Raw genomic sequence first — 11,964 nt, forward strand, 5'->3', positions numbered from 1 at the left:
GCGAGGAGAGCGGCCGGAGGCCGCCGGCGGCGCAGCCGCCCCGCGCGCAGCGCGGATACACAGGGCCGGAGGCCGCCGGCGGCGCAGCCGCCCCGCGCGGAGCGCGGATCAAGGGGGCTGATCCGCGCTCCGCGCGGTTCAGCTATCGAAGCCCATTCCCACCTTGTCCAGCGCCTTGAGCCACAGGTTGCGCTTGCCCGCGTTCTTGTCGGCGCGGTCCATCGACCACTTGGTCATCGACACGCCCGCCCACTTGATCGGCTCCGGGGGGAACGGGAGGGGCTTGGTGCGCACCATCTTCAGTTCGGTGCGCTCGGTGGGGCGGCCGTCCAGTTTGTCGAGCATGACTTCCGCGCCGAAGCGGGTGGCGCCCACGCCCAGGCCGGTGAAGCCCATCGCGTAGGCGACCTTGCCCTTGTAGGCCGTGCCGAAGAAGGCCGAGAAGCGGCTGCACGTGTCGATCGCGCCGCCCCACGTGTGGGTGAAGCGCAGGCCTTCCAACTGCGGGAAGGTGTCGAAGAAGTGCTGCGCGAGCTTCGCGTACGTCTCCGGGCGTTGGTCCAGGTCGGAGGACAGCTTGGACCCGTAGTGGTAGATCGCGTCGTAGCCGCCCCACAGGATCCGGTTGTCCGCGCTGAGCCGGTAGTAGTGGAACTGGTTGTTCGTGTCGCCGATGCCCTGTCGGTTGCGCCACCCCACCGACGCGAGCTGTTCGGTGCTCAGCGGCTCCGTCATCATCGCGTAGTCGTACACCGGGACCACGAACGGCCGCAGCCGCTTGACCAGCGACGGGAACACGTTGGTGCCCAGCGCCACGTTGCCGGCGAAGACCCGCCCGTACGCGGTCTTGAGCAGCATGCCCGAGCCGTGCTCGGTCAGGTCCGTCGCCTTGGTGCGCTCGTAAATCCGCACCCCCAGCGACTCGCACGCGGCCTTCAGGCCCCACGCCAGCTTCGCCGGGTCCACCATCGCGCAGCCGGTCTTGTCCCACACGCCCGCGAGGTAGGTCGGCGACGCCACCTCGGCGCGCACCTCGTCGCGGTCCAGGAAGGTCAGTTCGGTGCCGTACTGCCGCGCGAGGTCGATCTCCTCGCGCAGTTCCTCGACCTGGTGCGGCTGGGTCGCCACGTTCAGCTCGCCGGTGCGCTCGAAGTCGCAGTCGATGCCGTAGCGCTCGACCGCGGCCTGGATCTCGTCGAGGTTGTGCTCGCCGAGTTTCTCCAGCTTCGCGAGTTCGTTCGGCCAGCGGTCGAGGCCGTTGTAGAACCCGTGGGTGAGGCTGGCCGCGCAGAACCCGCCGTTGCGGCCCGAGGCCGCCCAGCCGACTTCGTGCGCCTCGATCAGGACCACGTCGCGCGAGGGGTTGCGCTCCTTCGCGACGAGCGCGGTCCACAGGCCCGAGTAGCCGCCGCCGACGATCGCCAGATCGCAGTGCACGTCGCCCACAAGGGCCGCGAGCGGCTCGGGGCGGGACGGCTGGTCGAGCCAGAAGGGAGCGGGAGAGGCGTCCGCGAGTGAGCGGACGGCCTCGACCGAGGGAACAGGATCCGACGTGTTCCGGGGACCCATGGGGTTTCACCACTTTCGCGGGACCCGCCGGGGCCGCCTTGTCGGGCCCCGACGGAATTCACCGCATAGCTACGTGTTACGGGATTGATCATCATCTAACAGGCGAAACTAGGCCCGCTGTTTGGCCCGCCGCTGGGTCCGGATCTGTCCGATCATCACGATCACGATCGCGATCACGAACATGGCCGAACCGATCACGTTGATCTGCGGCGGGGTGCCGCGTTGGGCGGCGCCGTACACGAACATCGGGAACGTGACCGTGTTGCCCGAGGTGAAGTTCGTGATCACGAAGTCGTCGAAGCTCAGCGCGAAGGCGAGCATCGCGCCCGCGCCGATACCGGGAGCCGCGAGCGGCAGGGTCACCCGCAGGAACACCTGGGTGGGTGAGGCGTACAGGTCCTGCGCGGCCTCTTCGAGCTTGGGGTCCATGCCCAGGACGCGAGCCTTGACCGCGACCACCACGAAGCTCAGGCAGAACATGATGTGCGCGATCAGGATCGTGACGAACCCGGTGTTGATGCGCATGTTCAGGAACAGCGTGCCGAGCGAGGCGCCCATGACGACCTCGGGCATCGACATCGGCAGGAACAACAGCGTGTTGATCGCGCCGCGCGCCCGGAACCGGTAGCGGCCGAGCGCGAAGGCGATCGCCGTGCCCAGCACGGTGGCCGCGATCGTGGACAGCACCGCGATCTTCATGCTGATCACGACCGAGTCGCAGATGCCCGCGACCCCGCACGGCTTCTCCCACGCGTCGAGGGTGAAGCCGTTCCAGGTGTAGTTGAAGCGCCCGTTCGGGTCGTTGAACGAGAACGCCATCACCACGATGTTGGGCAGCGTCATGTACGCGAGGGCCACCAGGCCGAACAGCACGATCGCATTGCGTCGAAACCAGTTGACGACGGCCATCAGACCAGGTCCTCCGTCCCCGCCTTGCGGATGTACGCCGACACCATGAGCACGATCAACAGCATCAGGATGAACGACAGGGCGGCGGCCGTCGGATAGTCCAGGACGCGCAGGAACTGCGTCTGGATCACGTTGCCCGCCATGTTGGTGTCGGGCGAGCCGAGCCACTGCGCGTTGACGTAGTCACCCGACGCCGGGATGAACGTCAGCAGCGTGCCGGAGACCACACCCGGCAGCGACAGCGGGAAGGTGACGGTACGAAACGTCGTACGCGGCGACGCGTACAGATCGCCTGCGGCCTCGTGCAGGCGCGGGTCGATCCGTTCCAGCGAGGCGTACAGCGGCAGCACCATGAACGGCAGGAAGTTGTAGGTCAGACCGCAGATCACCGCGAGCGGCGTGGCCAGCACGCGGTCGTCCTGGGTGAGCCCCATCCACGCCGTCACGTTGGTGAAGTGCAGCGTGTTGAGCACGTCCACCACGACGCCGTTGTCCGCCAGGATCGTCTTCCAGGCCAGGGTGCGGACCAGGAAACTGGTGAAGAACGGCGCGATGACCAGCACGAGCCACATGCCGCGCCACTTGCCGGCCTTGAACGCGATCGCGTAGGCGACCGGGTAGCCGATCGCCAGGCACAGCACGGTGGCCGCGGCGGCGTAGCCGAACGAGCGCAGGAACTGCGGGTAGTACTGCTCGATCGCGTGCCAGTACGTCGACCAGTGCCAGGTGAAGTCGTAGCCCTTGCTCAGGTTGCCGGTCTGCAGCGAGGTCGAGCCCTGGACCACCATCGGGATCGCGAAGAACACGACGAGCCACAACATGCCGGGCAGCAGCAGCGCGTACGGCACCCACCGGCCGCGCCGCTTGAGTTCCGCCGGTGCCGCCTTGGTGTCCCCACCCCCCGGCGTGCCGGTGCCGAGGGTGCCCAAGGCGCTCACGCGGCGTCCTCTGCGGCTTCGATGCCGGCCGAGAGGTCGCCCGTCTCCAGGCCGAAGCCGTGGCCCGGGTTCCAGTGCAGGACCACCACCGCGCCGGGCACCAGGCGCCGGTCGCGTTCCATGTTCTGCTCGAAGACCGTGAACTCCTGGCCCCACGGCATCCGCACGACGTACTGCGTGGAGACGCCGATGAAGCCCGCGTCCACGATCACACCGCCGTCGAGGCGGTTGCGGCCGGGCGCGACGTCGGCGCCGTCGGCGTGCGTGATGGTGATCTTCTCGGGGCGGATGCCCATCACGAGCGCGTCGCCGCTCGCGGTGGAGCGGTCCGCCGGGAGGGCCATCCGGTTGCCCTGTACGTCCAGCAGCAGGTCACCGTCGGCGCGCCCGGTGACCGCGGCCTCCAGGAGGTTGGACTGACCCAGGAAGTTCGCCACGAACGTCGTGCGCGGCGATTCGTAGAGTTCGACGGGCGAGCCGAGTTGCTCTATTCGGCCGCCGTTCATCACCGCGATGGTGTCGGCCATGGTCATGGCCTCTTCCTGGTCGTGGGTCACGTGTACGAACGTGATGCCCACGTCGGTCTGGATGCGCTTGAGTTCGAGCTGCATCTGACGACGCAGCTTGAGGTCGAGCGCGCCGAGCGGTTCGTCCAGGAGCAACACCTGCGGCGTGTTGATCAGCGCGCGGGCGACCGCGACCCGCTGCTGCTGACCGCCGGAGAGCTGGGTGGGCTTGCGCTTGGCCAGGTGGCCGAGTTCGACGAGGTCGAGCATGTCCTTGACCGGCTGCGCGGTGTCCTTGATCCCGCGCCGCTTGAGCCCGAAGCCGACGTTGTCGGCCACGGTCAGGTGCGGGAAGAGCGCGTAGTTCTGGAAGACCGTGTTGACGGGTCGCTTGTACGGCGGAAGGGCCGTGACGTCGCGGTCGCCGATCCGGACGCTGCCCGTCGAGGGTTGCTCCAGTCCGGCGATCATCCGCAGTGTCGTGGTCTTGCCGCAGCCCGAGGCACCGAGAAGGGCGAAGAACGATCCCGCGGGGATCGTCAGGTCCATGGGTCGGACGGCCGTGAAGTCACCGTAGTGCTTGCTCAGACCCGCCAAGGAGACGTCGCCGGAGGCGCCGGCCCGCTGCTGCTCAGTCATGTTTCCTCTCGCCGCCCGGCGGCCCGGCGTGCTCGCCCGGGCCCGTCCGCCGGCCACAAGGACGGCCGGGAACTTCCGCTCCCGGCCGTCTGATTCGATGGGGTGGTTACCGCGCTCCGAAGATCGTCCGGTGCCAGTCCTTGCGGGCGATGCCCGTGCCGTCGTACATGACGTGCTTGACCTGGGTGTACTCGTCGAAGGAGTACTGCGACATGTCCTTGCCGAAGCCGGACGCCTTGTAGCCGCCGTGCGGCATGTCGCTGATGATCGGGATGTGGTCGTTGACCCACACGCATCCGGCCTGGATCTCGCGGGTCGCGCGCAGCGAGCGGAAGACGTCGCGCGTCCACGCGGAGGCGGCCAGGCCGTACGGGGTGTCGTTGGCGAGCCGGATGCCCTCTTCGTCGCTGTCGAACGGCAGTACGACCAGGACCGGGCCGAAGATCTCGTCCTGGACGATCTCGCTGTCCTGGGCCACGTCGGTGACCAGGGTCGGGCGGTAGAACGCGCCCTTGGCGAGGTCGCCGCCGGGGATCTCGCCGCCGGTGACGATGGTGGCGCCGTAGCCGCGGGCGCGCTCGACGAAGCCGGCCACCGACTCCTGCTGGCGGCGCGACACGAGCGGGCCCAGGTCGGTCGAGGGGTCCATGGTGTCGCCCAGGCGCACCGTGTCGTAGAGCTCCGCGACGCCCGCGACGAACGCGTCGTACAGCGGACGCTGCACGTAGGCGCGGGTCGCGGCGGTGCAGTCCTGGCCCGTGTTGATCAGCGACGCGGCGACCGCGCCGTTGATCGCGGCGTCGAGGTCGGCGTCGTCGAAGACCACGAACGGGGCCTTGCCGCCGAGTTCGAGGTGCAGGCGCTTGACCGTCCGGAGGGCGACCTCGCCGACGCGCTTGCCGACGCCGGTCGAGCCGGTGAAGGAGATCATCGACACGTCCCCGTGGCCCATCAGGTACTCGCCGACGACTCGGCCCTTGCCGGTGATCACGTTGACCACACCGTCGGGGATGCCCGCGTCGGTGCACGCCCGGGCGAACATCAGCGAGGTCAGCGGGGTGATCTCGGCGGGCTTGAGGACGATCGTGTTGCCGGCGGCGATGGCCGGGAGGATCTTCCAGGCGGCCATCTGGAGCGGGTAGTTCCACGGTGCGATCGAGCCGACCACGCCGATCGCCTCGCGGCGCACCATCGAGGTGGATCCGGCGGAGTACTCGCCGGCGGCCTTGCCTTCGAGGTTGCGGGCCGCGCCCGCGAAGAACGCGGTGTTGTCGATCGTGCCCGGGACGTCGAATTCGGTGGTCAGCCGGATCGGCTTGCCGGCCTGCGCGGTCTCGACTCGGGCGAAGTCGTCGGCGCGCTCTTCGAGGATGACCGACAGCTTGTTCAGCGCGCTCGCCCGCTCCCCGGGAGTGGCGCGCGACCAGCCCTGGAAGGCGTCCTTGGCACACGCGACGGCGGCGTCCACGTCGGCGGTGCCGGCGAGGACGATCGTGTCGACGGTGTCGCCCGTCGCGGGGTTGACGACGTCGAAGGTCTCTGTGGACGTGCCCTGCCGCAGTTGTCCCCCGACGTACTGATGACCATTGCCGAAGTCCATAGGCATGGGAGCCCTCCAAGGTTTTTCGATGAGCCGACCGGCCGCGTCGGGCACCCCCGTCGAGCGGTTGTGCGCGTGAGCCGCGTCAGCGTAGGACGATGCCGTTTCGACACCGGGTGCCGCAACAGGCACACCGACAGGTCTGGCGGTGTGGGCTTTACAGGTCGTGAACCGGCCCTTCGGGCGCCGGGCGAACGGCCGTCGATCGCCGACGACCTGTCACCATGGAAGCGCCCTCGCGCTGTTGTTTACATATTGGACACAGCCGGATGCACGACAATCAGGTCGAAAGCAGCAATCCTGCATGCGGTCGGATCGCATGCGGCCCGGATCGCTCGTGGATTCCCGCTCCCGTCGGGGCCAACCGGATCGCGGTCGGGCCGACGTCAGCTCGCGGAGGTTTTCAGGTGTTCCCCACGGTCGCCGACGTACTGGCCCTCGACACCGTTCAGCGTGGTCGCCCGCAGGTGGTCGCGGGCGAACGCGGTCTCGCCCGGCCCGTGCGCTGGGTGCACATCAGCGAACTGCCCGACGTGACCCGGCTGCTCAAGGGCGGCGAACTGGTGATGGCCACCGGTATCGCGCTGCCCGAGGACCGTGAGGGACTGCAACGCTACATCCGCGACCTCGCGGACGTGGACGCGGCCGGGCTCGTGCTCGAACTGGGCCGGCGCTACACCGACCAGCTCCCGCGCTCGCTGGTCGCGGCGGCCGAACAGGCGGGTCTGCCGGTGATCACGTTGCGCAACGAGACCCGCTTCATCGGCATCACCGAGGCCGTGCACGCGCTGATCATCGATGCGCAGTTGGCCGAGTTGCAGGCGTCGGAGGCCGTGCACCAGGCGTTCAACGAACTCGCGGTGGAGGGTGCGGAGCCCGCCGAGATCGTCCGGCAGGCGTCCCGGATGGCGGGGCGCCCGGTGATCCTGGAGAACCTCGCGCACCAGGTGCTCGCGTACGACGCGGCCGGGCTGACCGCCGAGACGCTTTTGGAGAACTGGGAGGACCGCTCCCGGCAGCTCCGGTTGTCGGCGCGCACCGCGTTCGACGAGCGGACCGGCTGGCTGGTGACCACGGTCGGTGCGCGCGGACACGACTGGGGCCGGCTCGTCCTGGTCGGCGACGGCGCCGTGCCGCCCGCACAGCAGACGATGCTCCTGGAGCGGGCCGCGTCCACCCTCGCGCTCAACCGGCTCGTGGTGCGCGACCGGGAGAGCCTGGAGCGGCAAACCCACCGCACCCTGCTCTCCGGCATCCTGACCCACTCCTACACGGTGGCCGAGGTGACCCTGCGCGCCCGCGCGCTGGGCGTGCCACTGGAGGGCCGGCGTCTGGTCGGCGTGGTCCTGCGACTGCGCCGCAGCGTGACCCCCGCGGCGCTGGAGTCGCAGGCCCGGCTGCGCGACTTCGCCGAGATCGCGGCGGCCGCCGTGCGCGAGCGCCGACTCGCCGCGCTGGTCGGCGGCCTCGACGACGAGAACGTCGGCCTGCTCGTCGCGCTCGCGTCGCAGGACACCGAGGACGGCGCACTCGAAGGGTTCTCGGCGGCGGTGCGCCGGCTCGCGCCCGACCTCGCCGACGACATAGTCGTCGCGGTCGGCTCCTCGGTCGGGGCCGTCCGCGACGCGCGGCGCTCTCTGCTCGAAGCCACCCAGGTCGCCGACGCCGCGCTGCACCAGGGCGGCAAGGCGGCGTTCTACCGACTCCCCGACGTACGCCTGCGCGGCCTGCTGCACCTGCTGCGCGACGACGCGCGCCTCCAGACCTACGTCGAACGCGAACTGGGCCCACTCCTGGCCTACGACGCGCAGCAGGGCACCCAACTCGTCCCGATGCTCCAGGTCTACCTGGACCACGGCCGCAACAAGTCCGCCGCCGCCGACGCCGCCCACCTGTCCCGCCCCTCCTTCTACGAACGCCTGCACCGCATCGAACGAGTCCTGGGCGTCGACCTCGACCAGGTGGAAAGCTGCCTGTCCCTACACGTGGCCCTCCTGGGCCTGGAGGCCCTCAGGCGCTAGCCGCCGGGGCAGGGACGGACGGCTGACGGTACGGGGCGGATGTCGTCGGACCTTCGCTCTGCTCGACCCGTCGCCCCCGGACCCCGCGGTTCACGTGAGGACAGCGGTGAGCGCTTGAGTGACCACCGCCGCGAGCGTGAGGCCGGCGGCGAAGGTGGCTCCGGCTCGCAGGAGAGCGGCGGGGTAGGTGGCGCCGTCGATCCGGGCGAGCACGCCCGCGGCAGCCGCGGCAAGCAGCGCGAACGCCACGACGAGAGCGGTGGTGACGAGAACCAGGGCAAGGCGGGTCACGGTAACCTCCCGGAAAGGGGCGGGGCTTGATGAACTCACCTTCGCGATAACGGTGTTCGCCATGGTTCGGCCGAACGAAGACGAACACCGGCGAACACGGAGCCGGGGGATTTGTGGTCGAGGAACACGGCGGCGGCGCGGCACTCGCGGAACTGCGCGAGCGGTTGCGCCACGGGCGCGTGCACGCCGGACTCAACATGACCCGACTCGCGGCCCGGGCCGGATTGGGCCGCACCACCGTTCATACGGCCTTCCAGGACGACAGTCCGGTCCCGTCGGCGGACACGGTCGCGGCCCTGGGCAGGGCGCTGCGTCTGCCGGTGGAGGATTTGCTGGCCCTCCAGCGGGCCGCCGTCGAGGAGGCGGTCCCGGCAGCCGTGCCGAAGGAGGGCCCGGGATGGCCGATCGCCGAGTGGGACCCGCACGACTTGGAGGTCCACCCCGCCGGATTCGCCCCCGCCTCCGGCTCCGCGGGGTCGAGGGGGGTGCTGTCCGGCTACGTGCGGCGCGCCCACGACCGGATCCTCGCCGACGCCGTGGCGGACGCCGGGGCAGGCCGGAGCCGGATGCTCGTCCTGGTCGGCTCGTCCTCGACCGGCAAGACCAGGGCGTGCTGGGAGGCCGTTCAACCGCTCGCGGCCCGAGCATGGACGCTGTGGCATCCGTTCGACCCGACTCGGGCCGAACACGCCCTGGCCGGCCTCGAACGCGTCGCACCACGAACGGTGTTGTGGCTCAACGAAGCCCAGCACTATCTCGGCGACCCGCAGGTCGGCGAACGCCTCGCCGCCGGCCTGCACAGCCTCCTCACCGACCCGGCCCGCGGACCGGTCCTCGTCCTGGGGACCCTCTGGCCCGAGTACGAGAACCAATACACCGCGATGCCCGGCCCCGGTGGTCCCGACCCGCACAGCCGCGTCCGCGAATTGCTCGCAGGCCGCACGGTGACCGTCCCCGACACCTTCGACCAGGACGCGCTCGGCGCTGCCGCGACCCTCGCCGAGGACGGCGACCGGCTGCTGGCGGACGCCCTTACCCGTGCCGACACCGGCGGCCGCGTCGCCCAGGATCTCGCGGGCGCCCCGGAACTCCTACGGCGCTACGAGCAAGGCACTTCGGCCGCCCGCGCCGTGCTGGAGGCCGCGATGGACGCCCGCCGTCTCGGGGTCGGCCTCCGCCTTCCCCAAGCGTTTCTCACCGACGCCGCCGCCGACTATCTCAGCGATCACGACTGGGACCGGCTCTCCGGTGACTGGGCCGAAACCACCTACGCGGACCTCGCTCGTCCCGTCCACGGCAAGCAAGCCCCGCTGGGTCGGACCAACCCCCGACCCACACGGCGTCCCCCGGTCACTCCGGCACCGGTGAACGCTTGGGCCGCACCCACGGATCCGACGTTCCGCCTCGCCGACTACCTCGACCAGCACGGCCGCGCCGCCCGCCGGCTGCTCTGTCCGCCCGCGTCCTTCTGGCACGCCGCCCACACCCACCTCGCTCACCCCGGCGACCTCGCGGACCTCGCCGATGCCGCGAAGAACAGGGGCCGTTTGCGATGGGCCCACCACCTCCGCCTCCGAGCCGCCCGCGCCGGTCACACCGGCGCCATGATCGAACTGGGATGGGCCAGGGAACGGGCGAAGGACCGGAAGGGCGCCCAAGACCTCTACCGGCAGGCCGCCGACGCCGGCGATCCCGGAGCCGTCCGCCGCTTGGGGCAGCTGCGGGAAGCCGCCGAGGACTGGGAGAACGCCGAAGCCCTCTACCGGCAGGCCGCCGACGCCGGTGAAGCCGAAGCCCTGTGTGGTCTGGCGCGGCAACGGTTGGCGGTCGAAGATGTGGAGGGCGCCGAAGCCTTTTACCGGCAGGCCGCCGAAGCCGGTGACATCAATGCCTTCACCAATCTGGTCTATTCGCGGGAATACCTCGGAGACCGGCAGGGCGCCGAAGCCTACGCGCGCCAAGGCGCCGACGCCGGCGCTGCGTTCGTCCTCTCCAACCTGTCGACGTTGCGGGAGCGGAACGGGGACCGAGAGAGCGCCGAAGCCCTTGCCTTGGAGGCCGTCGGCGCCGGCGACGCCGACGCCCTGCTGTCCTTGGGGCGGACGCGGGAGCAGGACGGGGACCGAGAGGGTGCCGAAGCCGCCCACCGAAAGGCCGCGGACGCCAACGGCGGCCCCACCACCGCCCACCTGGCGCGCATGCGGGAAGAGGCCGGTGACAAGGAGGGCGCCGAATCCCTCGCCCTCGAGGCCGCCGACACCGGCGACTTCTACGTCCTGCGCGACCTGGAATGGATGCGGCAGGAGGCCGGGGACCACGAGGGCGTAGAAGCCCTCTACCGGCACGCCGCCGACGCCGGCCATCTCCCCTCACTGGGCTTGGAAAGGTGGCAGTACGGGCTGGACCCGGACGGCTCACCCTCGGCTCCGTGGAGCGCGGACGGTGACTGACCGGCGCAGAAGTCGACCCCCCGCCCGACCAGCGGCACTGCCACGGTGTGACGGCTCGGTTCGGCTGCATCCGCCGGCCCGAAGGGCGAAGCGTTTCAGGCAGCGGGGCGCGTTGCCGGGGTGAAAGACGTCAGGGCCTGGGCGTGGGTGGCGGAATCTCGGGGCCATTGTTGTTCGGTGCCGAAGAGGTCTACTTCGATGTAGATTCCGTCGATGATCACCGCTGCCATCACCGCGTGGCGCGGAATGCCGGACTCGGTCCACGTGTATTCCCAGACCACGCCCTTTCGGCCACGAATGGCGCGTTCCTCGAAGATCACTTTTCGATAGGCGGGGAACACGGCCGGTGCTTTCGCCTCGTCGTCGCGCCATTGTTCCAAGAGATCGGTCGTCTGCTGGAATGCGGTACGCCCGGACAGCACGCTTTGCCCGGCCGGGTCGTTGTAGACGATGCTCTGGCTCTGTTCCTTGCGTGTCCAGCCCGTCGGGACGACCCACCCGAAGGTGCCCTCGTCGGCCCGGCGGGTGGGGATCGACGGGTTCGGCGCGGATCGGGTCGGATACGGCGTCAGCCCCGACACGTCCACCGCGGGCGGCGATGTCGCCGACGAAGCCCGACCGTCGGCCGACGGGAGCGAGGCGGGGCCGTCGTCGCCCGACCCCTTCGTCGCCAGGACGGCCGCCACGATCGCGCCGGCGACGACCAGGGTGACCGCGGGCATCAGGATCGCCCACCGGCGGGGCACGGAAGGGCGTGGTGCGTGGCCACGACCACGCGGCAGCACGAATGTGGGCGCGTGCGCCCCGGCGTCGTCGCGCCGGGGAGGCGGACGTGGAGCGGGGCCGGGATCCGGCGGCGGCCCGGGGACTCGGGGGAAGGGGTCGGTCGCGTCGTCCGGCGCGTCTCGGGCGGGCGGTATCGCCTCGTGCCGTACGGACCGCGCGCGCGGCGGGACGATCGTCTCGTCGGCGGTACCCCCGGCGCTCGCGGCTTCCCCGGCCTCCCGGACCTCAGGGCGCCCGGCAGGCGCGCTGGGCGGG

The 11,964-nt window shown here is 70.3% G+C and carries 8 protein-coding genes and 1 pseudogene; 2 read left to right on the forward strand and 7 right to left on the reverse strand.

Annotated features, from left to right (window positions below):
* Positions 1-138 precede the first annotated feature (138 nt).
* The 5 genes from GT354_RS38040 to GT354_RS38060 form a co-directional block, all read right to left on the reverse strand.
* Complete coding sequence (locus GT354_RS38040; RefSeq protein ID WP_161360948.1) at positions 139-1,569, reverse strand: FAD-dependent oxidoreductase; 1,431 nt, start codon at positions 1,567-1,569, stop codon at positions 139-141.
* Positions 1,570-1,677: 108 nt separating this feature from the next.
* Positions 1,678-2,478 (reverse strand): ABC transporter permease, encoded by an 801-nt coding sequence (locus tag GT354_RS38045; protein WP_161360949.1) that lies wholly within the window; start codon positions 2,476-2,478, stop codon positions 1,678-1,680.
* Entirely contained in the window at positions 2,478-3,416 is a 939-nt protein-coding gene (locus GT354_RS38050; protein ID WP_346012358.1) for an ABC transporter permease, read from the reverse strand. Before GT354_RS38050 ends, GT354_RS38045 begins: the two co-directional genes overlap by 1 nt.
* Positions 3,413-4,561, reverse strand: coding sequence for an ABC transporter ATP-binding protein (locus tag GT354_RS38055; RefSeq protein ID WP_161360950.1), 1,149 nt, complete (start codon positions 4,559-4,561; stop codon positions 3,413-3,415). Before GT354_RS38055 ends, GT354_RS38050 begins: the two co-directional genes overlap by 4 nt.
* 106 nt (positions 4,562-4,667) lie before the next feature.
* The gene (locus GT354_RS38060) at positions 4,668-6,161 is read right to left on the reverse strand and encodes a gamma-aminobutyraldehyde dehydrogenase (protein WP_202512752.1); all 1,494 of its coding nucleotides are present in this window, start codon (positions 6,159-6,161) and stop codon (positions 4,668-4,670) included.
* A gap of 407 nt (positions 6,162-6,568) precedes the next feature.
* On the opposite strand from GT354_RS38060, the gene GT354_RS38065 reads away from it, so the two are divergent.
* Positions 6,569-8,182, forward strand: coding sequence for a PucR family transcriptional regulator (locus tag GT354_RS38065; RefSeq protein WP_161360952.1), 1,614 nt, complete (start codon positions 6,569-6,571; stop codon positions 8,180-8,182).
* A 90-nt stretch (positions 8,183-8,272) separates the two neighbouring features.
* On the opposite strand, the gene GT354_RS38070 is transcribed toward GT354_RS38065, so the two are convergent.
* On the reverse strand, positions 8,273-8,473 hold the full coding sequence (locus GT354_RS38070) for a hypothetical protein (RefSeq protein WP_346012359.1): 201 nt from the start codon (positions 8,471-8,473) through the stop codon (positions 8,273-8,275).
* A 113-nt stretch (positions 8,474-8,586) separates the two neighbouring features.
* Between GT354_RS38070 and GT354_RS38075 the strand changes: the two genes are divergently transcribed.
* Complete coding sequence (locus tag GT354_RS38075) at positions 8,587-10,923, forward strand: helix-turn-helix domain-containing protein (protein ID WP_161360954.1); 2,337 nt, start codon at positions 8,587-8,589, stop codon at positions 10,921-10,923.
* Between the two features lie 95 nt (positions 10,924-11,018).
* Here the strand turns inward: GT354_RS38075 and GT354_RS38080 are convergent.
* Positions 11,019-11,964 (reverse strand): annotated as a pseudogene (locus tag GT354_RS38080) (hypothetical protein); the annotation flags it as partial.

The sequence above is a fragment of the Streptomyces sp. SID3343 genome (assembly GCF_009865215.1).
In the GTDB taxonomy this organism is placed as follows: domain Bacteria; phylum Actinomycetota; class Actinomycetes; order Streptomycetales; family Streptomycetaceae; genus Embleya.